We start from the raw sequence: 20,253 nt of genomic DNA on the forward strand, positions 1-20,253 counted from the left end.
CGGTGGGGAGGACGTGTGGTGTTGGTGATGGGCTGGGCGTTGGTCTGGTCAGGCGGTCGTCACGGCCCATCCGCCTGCCTTGCGGGTTATCCCGAGCACGCCCAGTCGAGCGAGGTTGACCGCGGCGGCCAGCAGCGAGAAATCAGCGGCCACTTTCCGCAGTCCTCGGACACGGGCCCGTCGTCCGCCGTGGCGGTGGCGCATCAGGTGGCCGATCTTGCGTTCGACTTTGGGCCTGGTGGCGCGGTAGTCAGCCTTCCAGGCGGGGTCGGTCTGGCGGGCACGACCGGCGGCCAGTGCGGCTTCGTGGGGGCTGATGGTGATGGTGCGGCCGGTCTTGGCGGTGGTGCACTGTGCGGCCAGCGGGCAGGTGGCGCACACGACGCCGAAGTTGGCCGCCCCAGCGTGACGCTCACGGGCGCGAATGGGTGCGGTATGCCCGGCCGGGCAGGTCACGGTCTGCTGCTCAAGGTCGATATCGAAACGGTCCTTGGGAAAATGGCCTTTCACCGCAGCCGGCGGTTGCACCTTGAGCCCATTGTGGATCCCATTCTCGTCCAGCCTTTCCAGCAATTCCCCCGCCCCATAGGCCGCATCCCCATATACCGCGGCCTGACCCTCATCCCCGGCTTCGGCTTCGGCTTCGGCTTCGGCTTCGGCTTCGGCTTCGGCTTCGGCTTCGGCTTCGGCTTCGGCTTCGGCTTCGGCTTCGGCTTCGGCTTCGGCTTCGGCTTCGGCTTCGGCTTCGGAGGGCAGGATGTCGGACAGGAGGGTCTCGGCGGTCTCGGCGTCGCCGCTGTTGCCGGGGGTGACTTCGGTGGCGGTGACGATCTCACTGTCGGGGTCGATGGCGAGATGTCCTTTGTAGCCGTCGAAACCGCGGGCCTGCGTTTTGTGGCCATGGCGGGTTTCGGGATCGACGGTGGAGATGACCCGGTCCGGGGCGACCCGGCGGGCGATCCGGAACACCCCGTCGCTGTCTTCGGTCAGGTCCTGGCCCAGCACCGTGGCCAGCAGGCGCGCGGCCTCATCCACGCACTTGGTCCACTTCTGGCCTTCCATCAGGGTCAGCATCGCGAACCCGTCCCGGGCCCGGGAGTCGATCAACGCCTCCCGGGCGGCCTGGTCGTCCCAGTCGATCAGGGGTTTGCCCGCTCCGGCGTAGTCATCTCCGGAGGTGAGCACCGCCCGCAACCGGGCGGCCAGTCCGGCCTCAGCGGTGGCCAGCAGACCACGGATCGCCGAGCGGATCAGGGTGATGGTGTCCATCGTCGCGACCGCGTCATACAACGGGGTCGAGTCCAGCACCCTCCTGCACCCGACCAGACCCGCCTGACGCGCGACATCCAGCACCGTCTCGAAGATCCGGTCCGGCCGAGCCGAGCGGGCCAACCGGGCCCGCATGTCCACCAGCACGGTGTGCACGAACCCCGGATAGTCGAAATCCAGGCCACCGGCGGCGTACTTCCAGCGCGTGTCAAATGCGAACCGCTCCACCGCCTCCCGATCCGACAGGCCCTCGACACGCTGCAACACCATCACCACCGCCACGATCATCGGCGGCACCGACCGGCGACCCACATCGGTGAACAGATCCGCGAACATCTCATCCGGGAACAGACTGAAGCACTCCCGATGCAACACCCCATAAATCGAACCCGCCGCGACCCGGCCCTCACAGTAATCCACCGTCGATCGCAGCAGATCACCCTGCCGCGGCGCGCGTCCCAACGTCACCCCCGACATCCTGCCAAACGATCACCCCGACGGAACACCGACACACCCCGATCCTTAGCAACCCAAAACACCAGCCACCTAGCCAGCCCGCACTGCGCCTTCGGTGTCGGCGCGCGGTTTGAGAAGCGGGGTTAAGGAACTTAGGTGGGGTACGGTTTCGATCTCGAAGACGTGGTCTTCCTGCGCTCGGCGACTGGCCGGGACGCCGTGGCCGAGCTCTCCGGGCTCGCGTTGACCACATCGACGCGGCTCAACGATGTCGCCGCCGCTCGCAAGCTCGTCGGCGAGCGGTTCGCGGCCGCCGCGTTGGAGACGGCCGTGTTGCGTCGTCGTGCGCGGTCCAAACTGGACGATTGCGCTGACTGGCTGTTCACCGACGCGGCGTTGCAGCAAGCTACGGCGAGCGTGGTGGCCCGGCACCGTGCGCAACGACTGACCGGACGCGACGTGCACGATGTGACCTGTTCCATCGGCGCGGACCTGGTCGCGTTGACCGAGTTCGCCGAGCGTTGCGTGGGTTCCGACGTCGATCGGGTCCGGTTGTCGATGGCCCAGCACAACCTCGCGGTGGCCGGACGGTCGGCGGTGCTCGCGGAGGCCGATGCGCTGCGCCCGGTGACCAGAGGTACCGCCGTCGTCGCGGATCCGGCACGTCGGGACGACGCCGGTCGGCGGCGCTGGAATCCGGCGGACCTCGTCCCCCCGCTGGACGACCTGCTCGACGTGTACGCCCATCGTGATCTCGTGGTGAAGTGCGCTCCGGGCCTCGATTTCGCGGCGGTTCCGGACACCGCCGAGGCCGAGGTGGTGTCGCTGTCCGGTCAGGTCCGGGAAGCCGCGCTGTGGTTCGGCGGGCTGGCCGACCGGCGGGTTCGGCGGCGGGCATCGGTGCTCCGGCCGGACGGCTCCGCCTGGACGATCACCGACGCGGAGCCGGACGACTGCCCGGTCGTCGAGGTGCGGCAGTGGATCGTCGACCCGGACGGCGCGGTGGTGCGCGCCGGGCTCGTCCGGCACTACGCCGCGCGGCACGGACTTGCCCAACTCGATCCGCACATCGCCTACCTGACCGGGGACGAGCCGCCGCCGGGAGTTCGCGCCTTTCGGGTCTTCGAGCACGCCCGGTACAACGAGAAGTCGCTGCGCGCGATGGTGCGCAAGCACGGGGTGGGCCGACTCGAAATCCTCGTCCGCGGCCTCGACGTGGACCCGGACGCGCTGCGCCGGCGGCTCAAGCCGAAGGGCGCGCAGGAAGCGACCGTCGTGCTGAGCCGGGTCGGCGATGCCGCGATTGCATACCTGTGTCACGCCGAACGGGTTTGAGTGCGCTAGCTCACTCGATTTCCCCTTCCGTGTGAGCACGGTGTGAGCACGGCGAAAACCTGAGGCAGGGGGCGCGGCGCTTTCTCTATGCTTGGTCGAAGTATGGGTACGTCGTCTGTGAAATCTCCGCTCGTCGATCTGCGGGAACGTTTGCCAGCGCTGATGCTGCACGATCAGCGTCGGCTGCGTCGGCGCATCGAGGGTGCCCGCAAAATCCGCGATCCAGAGGCGTTGCAGGCCGTGACGGCGGAGATCGCCGGGGACGTCGAGGCTGCCGAGCGCCGGATTGAGCAGCGCCGGGCCAACGTGCCCAAGATCAGCTATCCCGAGGCGTTGCCGGTCAGTCAGCGCCGGGACGACCTGCTCGCGGCGATCCGCGACCACCAGGTCGTCATCGTCGCAGGTGAGACCGGGTCCGGTAAGACGACGCAGCTGCCGAAGATGTGCCTGGAACTCGGCCGTGGCATTCAGGGCATGATCGGCCACACCCAGCCTCGGCGGCTGGCCGCCCGCACGGTCGCCGAACGCGTCGCCGAGGAGCTCGACAGCGAACTCGGCAGCGCGATCGGGTACCAGGTGCGGTTCACCGAGCGGGCCAGCGCCGACACGCTGGTCAAGCTGATGACCGACGGCATCCTGCTGGCCGAGATCCAGCACGACCGGCTGCTGCGCCGCTACGACACCCTGATCATCGACGAGGCGCACGAGCGCAGCCTGAACATCGACTTCATCCTCGGCTACCTCAAGCAGCTGTTGCCGCGCCGCCCGGACCTGAAGGTGATCATCACCTCGGCCACCATCGACCCGGAGCGCTTCTCGCGGCACTTCGACGACGCGCCCGTGATCGAGGTCTCCGGACGCACCTACCCCGTCGAAGTGCGGTACCGCCCGCTGCTGGACGACTCGGACGAGACCGAGGATGTGGTGCGCGACCAGACGCAGGCCATCTGCGATGCGGTGGACGAGCTTAGCGCGGAGGGGCCGGGCGACATCCTGGTCTTCCTCAGCGGTGAACGGGAGATCCGGGACGCCGCCGACGCGCTGAAGCAGCGGAACCTGCGCAACACCGAGGTCCTGCCGTTGTACGCGCGACTGTCGGCCGCCGAGCAACACCGCGTGTTCCAGTCGCACACCGGTCGGCGGATCGTGTTGTCCACCAACGTGGCCGAAACGTCGCTGACCGTGCCGGGCATCAAGTACGTCATCGATCCGGGCACGGCCCGCATCTCCCGCTACAGCTTCCGGACGAAGGTTCAGCGGCTGCCCATCGAACCGATCTCGCAGGCGTCGGCGAACCAGCGCAAGGGGCGCTGCGGCCGGGTCTCCGAGGGCATTTGCCTCCGGCTGTACTCCGAGGAGGACTTCGAGTCCCGCCCCGAGTTCACCGACCCGGAGATCCTGCGTACCCATCTGGCCTCGGTCATCCTGCAGATGACCTCGCTGGGGCTTGGCGAGATCGAGTCCTTCCCGTTCCTGGAGCCGCCGGACCGCCGCCAGATCACCGACGGCGTCAACCTGCTCCACGAACTGGGCGCACTGGACCGGTCGAAGACCGAACTGCACAAGCGGCTGACCCCGGTGGGCCGCAAGCTCGCGCAGCTGCCGATCGACCCCCGGCTCGCCCGGATGGTGCTCGAAGCGGACCGCAATGGTTGCGTGCGCGACGTCCTGGTCATCGCCGCCGCACTGTCCATCCAGGACCCGCGCGAACGCCCAGCGGACAAGCAGCAGGCCGCCGATCAGAAGCATGCGCGCTTCGTGGACAAGGACGCCGAGTCCGATTTCCTCACCTACCTCGGCATGTGGCGGTACCTGCGCACCCAGCAGAAGGAACTGTCGTCCAACCAGTTCCGGAAGCTGTGCCGTACCGACTTCCTCAATTACCTGCGGGTCCGCGAGTGGCAGGACCTCTACGGCCAGCTGCGGCAGATGGTCAAGTCGATGGGCATGACGCTCGGCGACCAGCAGGCCGACGCGGCGCGGATCCACCAGTCGGTGCTGGCCGGCCTGCTGTCGCAGATCGGTCTCAAGGACGTCGAGAAGAAGTCGAGCCCGCCCGGCCGCGGTTCGAACGAGTACCAGGGCGCGCGCAGTGCCCGGTTCGCGGTGTTCCCCGGATCCTCGTTGTTCAAGAAGCCACCGCGCTGGGTGATGGCCGCGGAACTGGTGGAGACCTCCCGCCTCTGGGCGCGCATCGTGGCCCGCATCGAACCGGACTGGGTGGAGCAACTCGCGCAGCACCTGGTCAAACGCAACTACAGCGAGCCGCACTGGGAGAAGGACCGTGCTGCGGTGGTCGCCGCCGAGCGCGTCACCCTCTACGGCATTCCGCTGGTGGTGGGCCGCAAGGTCAACTATGGGCGCATCGACCCGGAGTTGAGCCGGGAGCTGTTCATCCGGCATGCGCTCGTGGAGGGCGACTGGGACACCCGGCACGCGTTCTTCCACGAGAACCGGGCGATGCTCGACGAGGTCGAGGACCTGGAGGAGCGGGCCCGGCGACGCGACATCCTGGTCGATGACGAGACGCTTTTCGAGTTCTACGACCAGCGCATCGGCGCGGACGTCGTCTCGGGCAGCCACTTCGACGCGTGGTGGAAGCAGACTCGGCGGGAGCAGCCGGACCTGCTCAACTTCGAGAAGTCGATGTTGATCAACCGGGAATCGGCTGCGGTGAGCGACCGCGATTACCCGGACTTCTGGCCGCAGGGCGGGCACCGGTTGCCGTTGTCCTACCAGTTCGAGCCGGGTGCCGACGCCGACGGTGTGACCGTGCACCTCCCGCTGGCGGTGCTCAACCAGATCGAGCCGGACGGTTTCGACTGGCAGATCCCGGGACTGCGCGAGGAACTCGTGACCGCTTTGCTGAAGTCGCTGCCGAAGAACGTGCGCCGCAACTTCGTGCCGGCACCGGACTTCGCCAAGGCGGCGCTGTCCCGGATGGCTTCGCCGGACGGCTCGCTGCTGGACGGCCTGCAACGGCAGCTCCAGAGCATGACCGGCGTCGCGGTGCCGCGCTCCGAGTGGGACCTCGACCGGGTGCCGGACCACCTGAAGATGACCTTCCGGGTGGTGGACGGCAAGGGCCGAAAACTCGCCGAGTCCAAGGACCTGGAGTCGCTCAAGCAGCGGCTGAAACCGAAGCTGCGCGCGGAGATCTCCGCCGCCGCCGACGACATCGAGCAACGCGGGTTGCGCTCGTGGAACTTCGGTCGGCTGCCGCGTACCTTCGAGCGGCAGCGCTCGGGACACGCGGTGAAGGCGTACCCGGCGCTGGTGGACGACGGGGACAGCGTCGCGGTCCAGATGTTCGACACCGAAGAGGAGCAGCGGCACGCGCTGTGGGACGGCACGCGCCGGCTCCTGCTGCTGAACGTCCCGTCGCCGGCGAAGTCCATCCAGCGCGGCCTGAGCGGCACCACCCGGTTGGTGCTGGGCAGCAGCCGGTACGGCGACCTCACCGCCGTGCTCGACGACTGCGTGCGCTGCGCCGTCGACAAACTGGTGGCCGACAACGGTGGACCCGTGTGGGACGAGGCGGCCTTCGCCTCCCTCCAGTCGAAGGTCCGAGCGCAGCTCGGCGCGGTCACCGTGGACGCGGTGTCCAAAGTGGAGAATGTTCTCGTGGTCGCGCAGCGGGTCGAGGCGATGCTGGCCGACCAGCCGAGGGGGCTGCACGCCGCCGCACTCTCCGACATCCACGCCCAGCTGGAAGGCCTGCTCTTCCCCGGCTTCGTGACCGCGACCGGGCTTGCGCGGCTGCCCGATCTGACTCGCTATCTTCGCGCCATCGAGCAGCGGCTGGACAAGCTCTCGTACCACCCTCAGCGCGACCGGGACTGGATGCAGCAGGTGGACGAGGTTCGGCAGCGGTATCGGGATCTGCTGGCCGGGGTGCCGCAGGGGCGTTCCCCGGGTGAGCCGTTGCGGCGGATCGGGTGGCTGATCGAGGAACTGCGGGTGAGCCTTTTCGCGCAGACGCTCGGCACGTCGGAGCCGGTGTCGGTGAAGCGCATCCACCGCGAGATGGACAAGTTGGCGAGCTGATCCGACGCTCGTCGCCAGTGTCGACGAGCCGGACAACCGCGCATACACGGTCATGACGTTCATACGGATTCCCTCCGCGATGCGTGCTGGTGACTTGGGCGAGCACCCCGCGACCGGTGGCCGGGTTTCGGTGCGTTCGAAACGCCGTCTGCTTGGGACCGTGCGCTTTGCGGACTGGGTGCTTCGGACCGCCCAACATCGAGTATTCGCGCTCGAACAGTCGTTCGCATCACTCGACGGGGTGGAATCCGGGGAGAGCAGCCGGATTTCTTCCCTCCGACGAGATCGCGGCCGGAAAAGCCTTTGAGAGCAAGAAAAGCGCCACTTCGGCAATTGCTGGGCGCCATTGCTTGAGGAGCGGAGTGCCGCCGCGTCTAGGTGACGGGGGAGACGGTCACGCCCAGGGCGCCGGGTCCGGCATGGGCGCCCAGGATCGCGCTCGTCTCTTCGAGGGTGACGCGGCGGATCTGGGGTAGTTGGGAGCGCAAGTCGTCCAGCACGCGCTGGGCGCGATCCCCGAACTGGAAGTGCTCGACGCCGATGTCGACAGGTGCGCCGCCGACTCGCTGAACCACGTTCGCGACCGCCTTCTTGAGCGCCCGGTCCGGCCCGACGCCTTTCGCCAGCTGGTCGATGATGCCTTCTTTGAGGATCAGTACCGGTTTGATCGACAGCGCCTGTCCGAGCCACGCCTGGGCGCGCCCGACCCGGCCGGTGCGGTGCAGGTACTCCAGGGTGTCCACGTAGAGCAACTGCGTCGTGCTGCGCAGGCGCCGGTCCAGCACGTTCATCACGCCCTGCGCGGTCGCACCGGTGACGGCGGCCTCGGCCGCGGCCATCACCGGGAAGCCGAGGCCCAGCCCGACTAATCGGGAGTCGACCACATAGACCGGGATGCCGACCTCGGCGGCCGCGATGCGGGCGGATTCACAGGTGCGGGACAGGCCCTCCGAGATGTGGATCGAGATGATCGCCTCGACCCCGCTGGCCGCGGCGTCGGTGTAGTTCCAGAAAAAGGCCGGCGGCGGTGGCTCGCCGGTCGATACCGCGACGCCGTCGCGCATCGCCTGGGCCAGTCGGGGGTGCGGCACCCGGCGCTCGTCGTTGTACTCGTCGCCGACCCTCAGCTCCAGCTGGACGACGGAGATGCCCAGCTGTTCGGCGACGTCGAGCGGGATGGAAGCCGTCGAGTCCGTCACGATGGCGACGCGTTGCCTCATGCGCCCAAGGCTACTAATTGGTAAATATTCTTCATATACGCCCCGCTGAATGCGTTGTCGTCGCAGAGCGCGAGGACCGGGGCGCCGAAGGTGAGTACTGTCACGTGTGTGCCCCGGTTTGTCCCGGTACTACTGGCTAGTAACATACCGAGGTGGTTGGCATCACTGTGCTTTTCAAACAGGGGCATGGCAAGGTCGACCTACCCGGACCGTATAGCGCCGGGTCCGCAAGCAAAGCCGCTGGAGGGCCAGCGAGCGTCGTCTGTCCGCAGGAGGTCGAAGAGGGCCCATGAACATCGTCGTCCTGGTCAAGCAGGTGCCCGACACGTATTCCGAGCGGAAGCTGTCTGCTGCGGATCACACGTTGGATCGTGAGTCGGCGGATGCAGTGCTGGATGAGATCAACGAGCGTGCGGTGGAAGAAGCGCTGTTGATCAAGGAGGCTCAGGGCGGTGAGGTGACCGTCGTGTGCATGGGCCCGCAGCGCGCTACGGATGCGATCCGCAAGGCGTTGTCGATGGGTGCGGACAAGGCGGTACACCTCTCGGATGAGGCGTTGCACGGTACGGATGCGCCGTCGACGGCTCGTGCGTTGGCGAAGGTGATCGGCACCGTGGAGGGTGTGGATTTGGTGATCGCCGGCAACGAGGCGACCGATGGCCGCACGGGTGCGGTGCCGGCGATGGTGGCCGAGGCGCTGGGCTGGCCGCAGCTGACCTTCGCCCGCAAGGTGGAGATTGATGGCTCCACCGTGAAGATCGAGCGGGAGACCGACGCGGGGATCTGGAATGTGGAAGCGGCCCTGCCGGCCGTGGTGTCGGTGACAGAGAAGATCAACGAGCCGCGGTACCCGTCGTTTAAGGGCATCATGGCCGCGAAGAAGAAGCCCGTTAGCGTGCTGAGCCTGGCCGATGCGGGGATCGACGCGGCCGAGGTCGGCCTGGCGAACGCCGGTTCGCAGGTGGTGGCCTCGGCGCCGAAGCCGCCGAAGTCCGGTGGTGTGAAGGTCACCGACGAGGGTGAGGGTGGCGTGGCCGTCGCCGAGTTCCTGGCCGGCGAGAAGCTGCTCTGAGTGCTGTTCACGGTTTTGCGAGGAGGAGTTGTTCATGGCTGAGGTTCTGGTCCTCGTCGATCACGTGGACGGCGAGGTCAAGAAGGTCACGTTCGAGTTGTTGACCGTGGCGCGCCGGTTGGGTGAGCCCTCGGCGGTCGTCGTGGGTGAGCCGGGTACGGCGGGCAAGCTGGCCGAGTCGCTGGGCGCCTATGGCGCGGCGAAGGTGTATGCGGCCGAGTCCGCGGAGGCCGGCCAGTTTTTGGTGACCCCGCAGGTGGATGTGCTGGCGAGCCTGGTGGGCAGCGCGTCGCCGGCGGCGGTGCTGGTCCCGGCCTCGATCGACGGCAAAGAGATCGCGGGGCGGCTGGCGATCCGGCTGGGCTCCGGGTTGTTGTCGGAGGTCGTGGACCTCGACGCGGAGGGCGTGGCGAGCCACTCGTTGTTCGGTGGTGCCTACGACGCGACGGCGAAGGTCACCACGGGGACGCCGGTGATCACGGTGCTGCCGGGGTCGATCGAGCCGGAGCAGGCCGCGGGCGCGGCGGCGGTGGAGTCCGTGGAGGTTCCGGCGGTGGATGCGGCCCGGACCGCCAAGATCACGGGTCGTCAGCCAGCTGAGGCCGGGGACCGCCCCGAGCTCACGGAGGCCTCCGTGGTGGTCTCCGGTGGCCGCGGGGTCGGCTCAGCGGAGAGCTTCGAGGTGGTGGAGAAGCTGGCCGACTCGCTGGGCGCGGCGGTGGGTGCCTCGCGTGCCGCGGTGGACTCCGGTTACTACCCGCATCAGTTCCAGGTCGGCCAGACCGGCAAGACCGTCTCCCCGCAGCTCTACATCGCCCTGGGCATCTCGGGGGCGATCCAGCACCGTGCGGGCATGCAGACGTCCAAGACGATCGTCGCGGTGAACAAGGACCCGGAGGCCCCGATCTTCGAGATCGCCGACTTCGGCGTCGTCGGCGACCTGTTCAAGATCGCCCCGCAACTCACCGAGGAGATCACCAAGCGCAAGGGCTGAGCCCGGGCCGAGCGGAAGGCGGGTCGCACCCAGGTGCGGCCCGCCTTTTGCGCTTCAGCCCGCTCGGGCTTCGTCCCGGCCTCGGCAAGCGAGCCGGTCGGCGCGCTCGTTCTCCGGGTGGCCGTTGTGCCCTTTCACCCATTCCCACTGCACGTCGCCGTGGCGCATGCACTCCGCGTCCAGGCGCTGCCACAGCTCGGCGTTCTTGACCGGCTGCTTGGCCGACGTCAACCAGCCGTTGCGCTTCCAGCCGTGCATCCACTGGGTGATGCCCTTGAGCACGTAGGTGCTGTCGGTGTAAATGCACACGAGCGGCACCGGTCGGGTCAACGCGGCCAGACCCTCGATGACCGCCAGGAGTTCCATCTTGTTGTTCGTCGTCGCGGCGTCCTTGCCGTAGAGCTCGCGCTCGTGGTTGCCGTAGCGCAGTACGACGCCCCAGCCGCCGGGGCCGGGGTTCCCGCTGCATGCGCCGTCGGTGTAGAGGTCGACGCGCTCGGTCGTTCGCTGCATACCCCGGAATCTAGTCGTCGGCGGATCGCGCCGATCCCGCAGCGGTGGCAGGAAGGTTCCCTTGCTTGCGTCTCGCGCCGCTACTCGTGGCAGGAAGGTTCCCTTGCTTGCGTCTGGCGCCGCTACTCGTGGCAGGAAGGTTCCCTTGCTTGCGTCTCCTCGTCGACCGCGCAGGCGCGGGCGTGGGCGCTGGACCGCTACTCGTGGCAGGAAGGTTCCCTTGCTTGCGTCTGGCGCCGCTACTCGTGGCAGGAAGGTTCCCTTGCTTGCGTCTGGCGCCGCTACTCGTGGCAGGAAGGTTCCCTTGCTTGCGTCTGGCGCCGCTACTCGTGGCAGGAAGGTTCCCTTGCTTGCGTCTGGCGCCGCTACTCGTGGCAGGAAGGTTCCCTTGCTTGCGTCTGGCGCCGCTACTCGTGGCAGGAAGGTTCCCTTGCTTGCGTCTGGCGCCGCTACTCGTGGCAGGAAGGTTCCCTTGCTTGCGTCTCGCGCCGCTTGTTGTGACAGGAAGGTTCCCTTGCTCGCGTGATCGAAAATTGGATGCGTGCGTTGTTGGGGCCTGGCATGCTCGGCTGACGTGCGAATCCTCTTTACCGCTGCGCCCGGTTATGGGCTGATGTTGCCCATCGTCCCGTTGGTCTGGGCGGCTCGGGCTGCCGGGCACGAAGTCCTGGTCGCCACCACCGCCGAGATGACCGATGTCGGCGCGCGGGCCGGGCTTCCCATGGTGGACGTGTTCCCGCAACACGACGTGTGGGCGGAGTTGCTGCGGGGGATCGGTTCGGACGGGGAATCGCCCGTTCTGGAGCGGCTCGCCGCCGCCAAGGGGCTCTCCGAGGAGTACCAGAAGGCATCGCAGGCGGGCAATCCGTTCGGGCTGTTCACCCTGACCATGACCGAAGGCACCATCGACGCGGGTCGTGCGTTCGGCCCTGACCTCGTCGTCCACACCACCGACCACGTCGCCGGCCGATTAGTCGCCGCTGCGCTCGGGCTGCCGGTGCTGGAGGTCGGCAACCGGATTTCCTGGTCGTCGCGGGATGCTGATTTCCGCGCCAAAACCGAGTTCTACGGCGACGACGAAATCACCCTCGCGTTGCGGGCCAAGTTGGACATTCCGGATGGTCCGCCGCGGGTGTTCGCGCGGATCGACCCGCGGGCGCCCAGCATGGGCGGGCTGGCCGCGGACGAGCCGGATCCGCAGGACGGCATCCCCTGGTGGCCCATGCGGTTCGTGCCGTTCAACGGCGGCGCTGTGGTGCCCGAGTGGGCGTTGCGGCGGCCAGAGCGGCCGCGCGTCGGTGTCACGCTCGGCACCGTGGTGCCGATCATGACCGGCACCAGCAACCTGTCGGTGGTGATCGAGGCGCTCGGCGGGATGGACGTGGAGGTGATCCTGGCGGCCGGCAAGACGGACCTTGCCGACCTGGGTCCGCTTCCGGCCAACGTGCATTCAGTTGGCTTCCTGCCGCTGTCGGCCTTCCTGCCGACCGCGTCGCTGATGGTCCACCACGGCGGTTCCGGCACCACCGCCGCGCCACTGCACTACGCCGTTCCGCAACTGGTCCTGCCCGCTTTCGCCGACAACCCGATGTCCGCACAGCGGGTGGTCGACCGGGGTGTGGGGCTCTCCCACGACCCGGCCACCGCGGATGTCGCCACGGTGCGGGCGATGGCCGAACGGCTGCTCACCGAACCCGCGTTCCGCACGGCGGCACGCGAAGTGAGCGAGGAAATGGCCACTCAACCCAGCCCGCATTCGGTCATCGAGCGAACGATCGCCCTGATCAACCAGTGACCTCATCGAGGCAGCGCTTGCGAATGCTGGTGTCCCGGCAAGCAAGGCATTCGCGGCGTTGTCTCTGCTGAGTGAGTAACAATGTGAACAGGGGTTTCAAAGCCCGTGCTCCCACGGTGTTGTGCCTGCGAATCGCAGTCGGGGGCACCGTCGGGCAGCGGCGCGGCTTTCCGGCCATTCGGCGTAATTGTCCGGTGCCGCACCTGGGATTCACCGAAAGTTCCCGCTCCGTGTCATCGGCTGGTGTGTTGGGTGTTCGCCGCGCGGCGATACACCTGCGGCATGTCCGAGACGCAGCTGCTGGCCAGCGCCGCACCGAGTGCGGCGGCCGACGTCCACTACTCGCTGCTGGTCGCCAAAGACTCCGATGAAGTACACGCCGCGCAGCGCCTGCGATACCAGGTGTTCGCCGAGGAGATGGGGGCCACGGTCACCGGTCGGGAATTCGGTGTCGACCGGGATTGCTTCGACGAGTACTGCGACCACCTGATCGTCCGGGACGACCGCACCGGCGCGGTGGTCGGGACCTACCGGATGCTGCCGCCAGAGCGGGCGAAGGCCGCCGGAATGCTTTATTCGGAAACCGAATTCGACCTGTCGGCGCTCGACTCGTTGCGCCCGGCGCTCGTGGAGACCGGGCGGTCGTGCGTGCACCGGGACCACCGTAACGGCGCCGTGGTCAGCCTGGTGTGGACCGGGATCGCGCGGTACATGCTGTTGCACGGCCACACCATGCTCGCGGGTTGCGCATCTGTGCCGCTGGATGACGGGGGAGTGCAAGCGGCGCACGTGTGGAACACGGTTTCGGCGAAGCACTACGCACCGGAGGAGCACCGGGTGCACCCATACCGGCCGTGGGCGCCAGTAGAGTCCGCGGGTCGTGCGGCGATGCCGCCGTTGCTCAAGGGATACCTGCGCCTGGGCGCTCAGGTGTGCGGCCGCCCGGCGCACGATCCGGATTTCGGGGTGGCCGACTTCTTCGTGCTCCTGGATCTCAAGCGCGCCGATCAGCGCTATATGCGGTTCTTCCTGGGCGAGTCGGCATGACTCAATGGATACCCGCATCGCCGTGCGGGCCGGAATGCCTTCCGCCGCGCGACAAGCGGGCGGAAGTCGGGCTGCCCCGGGTGGTGCTGCGGTTGGGCCGGACCGCTGGGCTGCTGCTGGTCGGCTGCGTTCTCGTCCTGGCGCTGTCGCCGTTGCGGACCGCCTGGCGGGACCGGGCGCTGGCGGTGTGGTTCCGGATGCTGTTGCGCGCCTTGGGAATCGGCCTCCTGCTAGGGGAACGGATCCCGCCGGGTGGTGCCTTGGTGGTCAGCAACCACGTGTCCTGGCTGGACATCGTCGCGCTGCAGGCGCTTTGCCCGATGCGGATGCTGGCCAAGGTCGAGGTCCGGTCCTGGCCCGTGCTGGGCGCGCTCGCCGGGCGGGTCGGCACCGTGTACATCGAGCGCGATCGGCTCTCGGTGCTGCCGGATGCGGTGCGAACGATCGCCGAGGAGTTGCGCGCCGGGGCCGTGATCGGTGCCTTCCCGGAAGGGACGACCTGGTGTGGGCGGGCTTCCGGGCGATTCCGGCCCGCGGTTTTCCAGGCCGCCATCGATGCGGGCGCGCGGATGCAGCCGGTCGCGTTGCGGTTCCGGACCGCGGCCGGCCTGCCCACCACGGCGGCGGCCTTCCTGGGGGATGCCACGCTCGTCGATTCGGTTCTCGCGGTGGCCCGGATGCGGGATCTGGTCGTGGAGTTGGTGGTGTTGCCGGAACTGGTGGGCACCGACCGCCGGGAGTTGGCCAGGCGAGCCCAGCACGCGATCTCGGCGACCACAGGTTCTGTGCTGGGGCACGAGAGCTTGCCGCAACAGCGAGCCGCGCCCGGCATCGCCGCTTGATCACCCCGCATGCAGGGCACCTGACCAGCCAAAGCAATGAACCGCTGGAGTGGTCGGGGGCACCTGCGTTGGCGGGTAACCGAAAATGGCTGGACCTCGACCGGGGTCAAGGTTGCACGCTTGTCGGGTGGCCACTGTTGAGAAATCCCAGAACGCTCTGTGGAATCCCCAACGTCGCACCTTCACCGCCGGACTGATTCTGGTCATCACCCTCGTCGCCTTCGAGGCCATGGGGCTGGGTACCGCGTTACCCACGATCGTCGCCGAACTCCATGCGCAGCGCTGGTATGCCTGGCCGTTCACCGTCTTCCTTGCGGCCAGCGCGATCGGCACGGTGATTGGCGGGCGGCAGTCGGATCGGCATGGACCCGCGCTTGCGTTGCTCCTCGCGCTGCCGACGTTCGCGCTCGGACTGGTCGTTGCCGCCGCCGCGCCCAACGTCTTGGTCTTGCTCGCCGCACGTGCGTTGCAAGGCTTGGGCGGCGGGGTCCTCATCGTCGCGTTGTATGTGATGATCGCCCGGGTTTACCCCGAAGAGCACCGGCCGGCGACATTCGGGGCGATCTCCTCGGCCTGGGTGGTACCGGCGTTGGTGGGGCCGGTGATCGCGGGTTTCCTCACCGAGCACGTGAGCTGGCGCTGGGTGTTTCTCGGTTTGGCGCCGCTGGTGTGCATCGGCACGGCCATGCTGATCCCAGCGGTGCGGCGCTTCGGCGCACGCTCGGAAGAGCCTTTGAGGCAGCGGCGCGGGCTGCCGCTCGCGGCGGTCGGGGCCGCCGGTGGCGTGGTGATCTTGAACTTCGCCGCGCAAAACCCCTCGCTGTTGTCGCTGTTCCTGGGGCTGGCCGGGTTCGTGGTGCTGGCACCCTCGATCCGGTTGCTTCTGCCCGATGGCACTCTTCTCGCGCGGCCCGGGCTTCCGGTGATGGTGCTCTCGCGCGGGTTACTCGCCGGGCTGTTCTTCACCGCGCAGGCGTTCGTGCCGCTGATGCTGTCGGTGGTGCACCACTATTCACCTACGACCGCGGGCGTGCCGCTGACCGTTGGATCGCTGGGGTGGACCGCCGGTGCCCTGTGGCAGAGCAGGCAGCGTGACGTTCGCCGGGAGTACCTGGTCGCGGCCGGGTTCCTGCTGGTCGGGGTCGGGATGGCCGGGCTGGCGCTGACCCTGCCCGAGTGGGGGCCGCACTGGCTGGTGGTCGCGTTCTGGTTCGTCGCCGGCGGCGGGATGGGCATCGGGGTGGCCAGCACCTCGGTGCGGGTGCTCGCGCTGTCGGCGCCGAGCGAGCGCGGGTTCAACTCGGCGGCGCTGCAGATCTCCGACATGCTGGGCCAGGCCGCGCTTGTCGGGCTCGGCGGTGTCGTGGTCGGCGCGCTGGCCACCTCCACCGCGCCGACCAGGGGAGTCGTGTCGCTCGACGTGGCGCTGATGGTGGGCGCCGCGCTGGCGGCTTGGCTGCTCGTCCGCTCGGGCCGCCGTCAAACGTCCTGACCTGCGCCTTCCGCCGGACCGCGGGGTGGGCGCCGGTTCGCCTGCATTACCCTGGATGGCGCGATGACTTACCTCGACCACGCTGCCACGACACCGATGCGGCCAGGGGCGGTCGCAGCGATGAGCGAGGCGTTGACCCGGATCGGCAACGCCTCGTCCCTGCATACCTCGGGTCGCCGGGCACGCCGTGCGGTGGAGGAGTCGCGGGAGGACATCGCCGACGCGTTGGGCGCGCGGCCATCGGAGATCTTGTTCACCGCGGGCGGCACGGAGAGCGACAACCTTGCGGTCAAGGGCATCTTCTGGGCGCGCCGGACCGCTGACCCGGCACGACGCCGCATCTTGGTCTCGACCGTCGAGCACCACGCGGTGCTGGACGCCGTCGAATGGTTGGCCGAGCACGAGGGCGCCGAGGTGACCTGGCTGGCGGCCGACTCGCATGGCCGGGTGCGCCCGGAGGTGTTCGAGACGGCGCTCGCCGAGCGACCGGACGACGTGGCGGTGGCCACTGTCATGTGGGCCAACAACGAGGTCGGCACCGTCAACGCGATCTCGGAGCTGGCGTCGATCGCCGACCGGTACGGGGTGCCGCTGCACACCGACGCGGTGCAGGCCGTGGAGACGCTGCCGGTGGACTTCGCGGCCTCCGGGGTCGCGGCGCTGACCATGACGGGGCACAAGGTCGGTGGTCCGTACGGGGTCGGCGTGCTGCTGCTGTCGCGAGACGTCAAGTGCACCCCGGTGCTGCACGGCGGCGGCCAGGAACGCGAGGTGCGATCCGGAACCCTGGACACCCCCGGTGTGCTGGGTCTGGCGGCGGCGGTGCGCGAAGCGGTCGACGCGCGTGAATCGCATGCGCCGCAATTGGCGAAGCTGCGCGACGAGCTGATCACTGGTGTTCGCGCCGTCGTGCCGGACGCGGTGCTCAACGGCGATCCGGGGCACGACGTCGTCGGCGATGGGCCGTCGCGGTTGCCCGGCAACGCGCACTTCACCTTCCCCGGCTGCGAAGGCGACAGCCTGCTGATGTTGCTGGACGCCAAGGGGATCGAGTGCTCCACCGGCTCCGCCTGCACAGCCGGCGTCTCGGAGCCCAGCCACGTGCTGCTGGCGATGGGGGCGGACCCGAAGGCGGCACGCGGCTCGCTGCGCTTCTCGCTGGGGCACACCTCGACCGCGGCCGATGTACAAGCACTCACCGAAGCCATCGGGCCGGTGGTGCAACGAGCGCGTAGCGCCGGCCTGGCCGGGTTGCGCCGATCTTCGGCGGAGTCGACGACTGCCGCCACGGAGGTGTGAGGCGTGCGAGTACTGGCAGCCATGAGCGGTGGGGTGGATTCCGCCGTAGCCGCCGCCCGAGCGGTCGCGGCCGGTCACGACGTAGTCGGGGTGCACTTGGCGCTGTCGGCGAAGCCGGGCACGCTGCGCACCGGTGCTCGCGGTTGCTGCACCATCGAGGACTCCCGGGACGCGCGCCGTGCCGCCGATCTGCTGGGCATCCCGTTTTACGTGTGGGACTTCGCGGAGCGGTTCACCGAGGAGGTCATCGAGACCTTCGTCGGCGAGTACGCCGCGGGCCGCACCCCGAACCCGTGCCTGACCTGCAACGAGAAGATCAAGTTCGAGGCGTTGCTGGACAAGGCGATGGCGCTGGGCTTCGACGCGGTCTGCACCGGCCACTACGCCCGGCTGTCCATCGTGGACGGTGTGCCGGTGCTGCGGCGCAGCCGGGACGGGGGCAAGGACCAGTCCTACGTGCTGGCCTCGCTGACCGCCGAGCAGCTGCGCCATTCGATGTTCCCGCTCGGCGACTCGCTGAAGTCCGAGGTGCGGGTGGAAGCCGCCGAACGGGACCTGGCGGTGGCCAAGAAGCCGGACAGCCACGACATCTGCTTCATCCCCGACGGCGACACCAAAAAGTTCCTGGAGACCAAGCTCGGGCAGAAGCCGGGCAAGCTGGTCGACGCCGAAACCGGTGCGGTGCTCGGTGAGCATACCGGCGTGCACGGGTTCACCGTGGGGCAGCGCAAGGGTCTTGGCATCGACGCCCCGGCCGAGGATGGTCGGCCGCGTTACGTGCTTTCGCTGGAGCCGGTGTCGGGGACCGTACAGGTGGGTTCGGCGGATCGGCTGTCGGTCACCGAGATCGAAGCGAAGCGGCCGATCTGGCCGTCCGAACGACCGTTGGACGGCCCGACGGAGTGCGTGATCCAGGTCCGCGCCCACGGCGGCACCGCCGAGGCGGTCGCAGTGGCCGACGAGCACGGCATCCGCGTCCAGCTCCGCCAGCCGCTACGCGGCGTGGCCCCGGGCCAGGCGATCGTTTTGTACCGCCCGGATTCCGCGGGCGACCTCGTCCTCGGCAGCGGCATCATCTCCGCCACTCGTTAAGACGCGTCGACGCTGGCGCTTGCTGTGCCTGCGCTCGGTCTTCGGCGAAGGCGGAACGTCTGGTCGCACGGACACCGGCCCGTAAGCGGGATTTTCGCCCAGTGCGACGTTGACGCGTTACCGGACGGCGCACCTGCCGGACATCCCGTTGACGGCCTAGTGCGTAGTGCGTTTGGTCGTTAGTGTCTGGCATCACACGGCGGAATGGGAGCGCTCATGCTCGATCTTCGTGCCAGCACAGTCGCCGACGTGTTGCGGCGCAGCGCCGCGCGAGTCCCGGACCGCGAGGCGCTGCGATTCGTCGACCATGCCGGCCAGGAGCGGGTTTGGACCTATGCCGAGCTGGATGACGCGGTCACTCGTGCCGCCGGGGCGCTGCTCGCCGCCGGTGCGCGCCAAGGCGACCGGATCGCGGCGTATGGCAAGAACTCCGATGCTTACCTGATCGGATTCCTCGCCTGCGCCCGAGCCGGCTTGGTGCACGTGCCGATCAATGACAACCTGACTTCGGGCGAATTGGCCTATCTGCTGGAACAGTCCGGCAGCAGCATCGCGCTGGTGGACCCGGAGTTGGCCGACGAGCTGGCCGAAGTCCGCGCCGGCACATCGGTCGAGCGGATGATCCCGTTGCGTGACAGCGCGGATTCGCTGCTGGCGCAGTGCATCGACGGACCGCTGCCGGAGCTGGACGTCGTAGTCCCGGACGATGCGCTGGTCCAGCTGCTCTACACCTCGGGCACCACATCCCAGCCCAAGGGCGCGATGATGACGCACCGAGCCCTGTTGCACGAGTACGTGTCCTGCGTGGTCGCACTGGATTTCCGCGAGGACGATCTGCCGTTGCACGTGATGCCGCTCTACCACTCGGCGCAGATGCACGTGTTCCTCATGCCGTGCGTGATGATCGGTGCCACCAACCGGTTGGTGGAGGCGCCCGACCCGACCGACATCCTGCGCCGGATCGAAAGCGAGCGGATCGGTTCGTTCTTCGCCGCACCGACGGTTTGGGTGGCGCTGGCCAATCACGCCGACTTCGCCAGCCGCGACCTGAAAACCTTGCGCAAGGCCTACTACGGCGCCTCGATCATGCCCGGACCGGTGCTGCGGCGGCTACGCGAGCGGTTGCCGGAGCTCGGGTTCTACAACTGCTTCGGGCAATCCGAGATCGCTCCACTTGCGACGGTGCTGCGCCCGGAGGAACACGACGAACGACCGGATTCCGCCGGGCGGCCGGTGTTGTTCGTGGAGGCAAAGGTCGTCGACGAGCGGGGCGCGGAGGTCGCGCCGGGAGAACCGGGCGAGATCGTCTACCGGTCGCCGCAGCTGTGCACCGGGTACTGGAACAAGCCGCAGGAGAGCGCCGAGGCGTTCCGCGGTGGCTGGTTCCACTCCGGCGACCTGGTGCGGCGCGACGAGGAGGGCTATTTCTTCGTCGTCGACCGCATCAAAGACGTGATCAACACCGGTGGCGTGTTGGTCGCCTCCCGCGAAGTGGAGGACGCCCTCTACACCCACCCGGCGGTGGCCGAGGTGGCGGTTATCGCGGTACCCGATCCCAAGTGGATCGAGCGCATTACGGCGGTCGTGGTGGTGAGGTCCGAGGCGACCGAGGCGGAGCTGCTCGAACACGCGCGCCTGAGCCTGGCCGGTTTCAAGGTGCCAAAGGAGATCCGGTTCGTTGACGAGCTGCCGCGCAACAGCTCCGGCAAGCTCCTGAAGCGTGTCTTGCGGGCCCAGTTCGCCGAGTAGCGCCGGGAGTGGCCTCGCCCGGTCGGTCGGG

At 68.3% G+C, this 20,253-nt stretch carries 14 protein-coding genes; 11 read left to right on the plus strand and 3 right to left on the minus strand.

Annotated elements, in window-relative coordinates:
- Positions 1 to 48: 48 nt before the first annotated feature.
- Positions 49 to 1,737 (minus strand): transposase, encoded by a 1,689-nt coding sequence (locus BJ970_RS14330; RefSeq protein ID WP_446689075.1) that lies wholly within the window; start codon positions 1,735 to 1,737, stop codon positions 49 to 51.
- Positions 1,738 to 1,881: 144 nt separating this feature from the next.
- Between BJ970_RS14330 and BJ970_RS14335 the strand changes: the two genes are divergently transcribed.
- Complete coding sequence (locus BJ970_RS14335) at positions 1,882 to 3,060, plus strand: THUMP-like domain-containing protein (RefSeq protein WP_184726720.1); 1,179 nt, start codon at positions 1,882 to 1,884, stop codon at positions 3,058 to 3,060.
- A gap of 102 nt (positions 3,061 to 3,162) precedes the next feature.
- Complete coding sequence (gene hrpA / locus BJ970_RS14340; protein WP_184726721.1) at positions 3,163 to 7,107, plus strand: ATP-dependent RNA helicase HrpA; 3,945 nt, start codon at positions 3,163 to 3,165, stop codon at positions 7,105 to 7,107.
- A gap of 374 nt (positions 7,108 to 7,481) precedes the next feature.
- On the opposite strand, the gene BJ970_RS14345 is transcribed toward hrpA, so the two are convergent.
- Positions 7,482 to 8,327 (minus strand): DegV family protein, encoded by an 846-nt coding sequence (locus BJ970_RS14345; protein ID WP_184726722.1) that lies wholly within the window; start codon positions 8,325 to 8,327, stop codon positions 7,482 to 7,484.
- 289 nt (positions 8,328 to 8,616) lie between these two features.
- Between BJ970_RS14345 and BJ970_RS14350 the strand changes: the two genes are divergently transcribed.
- Both BJ970_RS14350 and BJ970_RS14355 read left to right on the plus strand, forming a co-directional pair.
- A complete protein-coding gene (locus BJ970_RS14350) occupies positions 8,617 to 9,399 on the plus strand; it encodes an electron transfer flavoprotein subunit beta/FixA family protein (RefSeq protein WP_184726723.1) in 783 nt (260 codons plus the stop codon).
- 34 nt (positions 9,400 to 9,433) lie between these two features.
- Entirely contained in the window at positions 9,434 to 10,393 is a 960-nt protein-coding gene (locus BJ970_RS14355) for an electron transfer flavoprotein subunit alpha/FixB family protein (RefSeq protein ID WP_184726724.1), read from the plus strand.
- A 54-nt stretch (positions 10,394 to 10,447) separates the two neighbouring features.
- Here BJ970_RS14355 and rnhA read toward each other — a convergent pair whose 3' ends face one another.
- Positions 10,448 to 10,906: a ribonuclease HI gene (gene rnhA, locus BJ970_RS14360; protein ID WP_184726725.1), complete on the minus strand. Its 459-nt coding sequence runs from the start codon at positions 10,904 to 10,906 to the stop codon at positions 10,448 to 10,450.
- A gap of 574 nt (positions 10,907 to 11,480) precedes the next feature.
- Here rnhA and BJ970_RS14365 point away from each other — a divergent pair.
- The 7 genes from BJ970_RS14365 (at position 11,481) to BJ970_RS14395 (ending at position 20,222) form a co-directional block, all read left to right on the plus strand.
- Entirely contained in the window at positions 11,481 to 12,701 is a 1,221-nt protein-coding gene (locus BJ970_RS14365; RefSeq protein ID WP_184726726.1) for a glycosyltransferase, read from the plus strand.
- A gap of 282 nt (positions 12,702 to 12,983) precedes the next feature.
- The gene (locus BJ970_RS14370) at positions 12,984 to 13,748 is read left to right on the plus strand and encodes a GNAT family N-acetyltransferase (protein WP_184726727.1); all 765 of its coding nucleotides are present in this window, start codon (positions 12,984 to 12,986) and stop codon (positions 13,746 to 13,748) included.
- Entirely contained in the window at positions 13,745 to 14,590 is an 846-nt protein-coding gene (locus BJ970_RS14375) for a lysophospholipid acyltransferase family protein (RefSeq protein WP_184726728.1), read from the plus strand. Before BJ970_RS14370 ends, BJ970_RS14375 begins: the two co-directional genes overlap by 4 nt.
- A gap of 127 nt (positions 14,591 to 14,717) precedes the next feature.
- Positions 14,718 to 16,082 (plus strand): MFS transporter, encoded by a 1,365-nt coding sequence (locus BJ970_RS14380; protein WP_184726729.1) that lies wholly within the window; start codon positions 14,718 to 14,720, stop codon positions 16,080 to 16,082.
- Between the two features lie 63 nt (positions 16,083 to 16,145).
- Complete coding sequence (locus BJ970_RS14385; RefSeq protein WP_184726730.1) at positions 16,146 to 17,381, plus strand: cysteine desulfurase family protein; 1,236 nt, start codon at positions 16,146 to 16,148, stop codon at positions 17,379 to 17,381.
- Positions 17,382 to 17,384: 3 nt separating this feature from the next.
- Positions 17,385 to 18,473 carry a tRNA 2-thiouridine(34) synthase MnmA gene (gene mnmA, locus BJ970_RS14390; RefSeq protein ID WP_184726731.1) on the plus strand — a complete coding sequence of 363 codons (1,089 nt, stop codon included), beginning with the start codon at positions 17,385 to 17,387 and terminating at the stop codon, positions 18,471 to 18,473.
- 216 nt (positions 18,474 to 18,689) lie between these two features.
- Positions 18,690 to 20,222 (plus strand): fatty acyl-CoA synthetase, encoded by a 1,533-nt coding sequence (locus BJ970_RS14395; RefSeq protein WP_184726732.1) that lies wholly within the window; start codon positions 18,690 to 18,692, stop codon positions 20,220 to 20,222.
- Positions 20,223 to 20,253: the final 31 nt, after the last annotated feature.

The organism is Saccharopolyspora phatthalungensis, assembly GCF_014203395.1.
GTDB lineage: Bacteria > Actinomycetota > Actinomycetes > Mycobacteriales > Pseudonocardiaceae > Saccharopolyspora > Saccharopolyspora phatthalungensis.

Excerpts from the sequence above, each read along its gene's own strand:
- hrpA (WP_184726721.1), top strand. The coding sequence starts at position 3,163 with ATGGGTACGTCGTCTGTGAAATCTCCGCTCGTCGATCTGCGGGAACGT.
- BJ970_RS14345 (WP_184726722.1), bottom strand. The coding sequence starts at position 8,327 with ATGAGGCAACGCGTCGCCATCGTGACGGACTCGACGGCTTCCATCCCG.
- BJ970_RS14350 (WP_184726723.1), top strand. The coding sequence starts at position 8,617 with ATGAACATCGTCGTCCTGGTCAAGCAGGTGCCCGACACGTATTCCGAG.
- BJ970_RS14355 (WP_184726724.1), top strand. The coding sequence starts at position 9,434 with ATGGCTGAGGTTCTGGTCCTCGTCGATCACGTGGACGGCGAGGTCAAG.
- rnhA (WP_184726725.1), bottom strand. The coding sequence starts at position 10,906 with ATGCAGCGAACGACCGAGCGCGTCGACCTCTACACCGACGGCGCATGC.
- BJ970_RS14370 (WP_184726727.1), top strand. The coding sequence starts at position 12,984 with ATGTCCGAGACGCAGCTGCTGGCCAGCGCCGCACCGAGTGCGGCGGCC.
- BJ970_RS14375 (WP_184726728.1), top strand. The coding sequence starts at position 13,745 with ATGACTCAATGGATACCCGCATCGCCGTGCGGGCCGGAATGCCTTCCG.
- BJ970_RS14385 (WP_184726730.1), top strand. The coding sequence starts at position 16,146 with ATGACTTACCTCGACCACGCTGCCACGACACCGATGCGGCCAGGGGCG.
- BJ970_RS14395 (WP_184726732.1), top strand. The coding sequence starts at position 18,690 with ATGCTCGATCTTCGTGCCAGCACAGTCGCCGACGTGTTGCGGCGCAGC.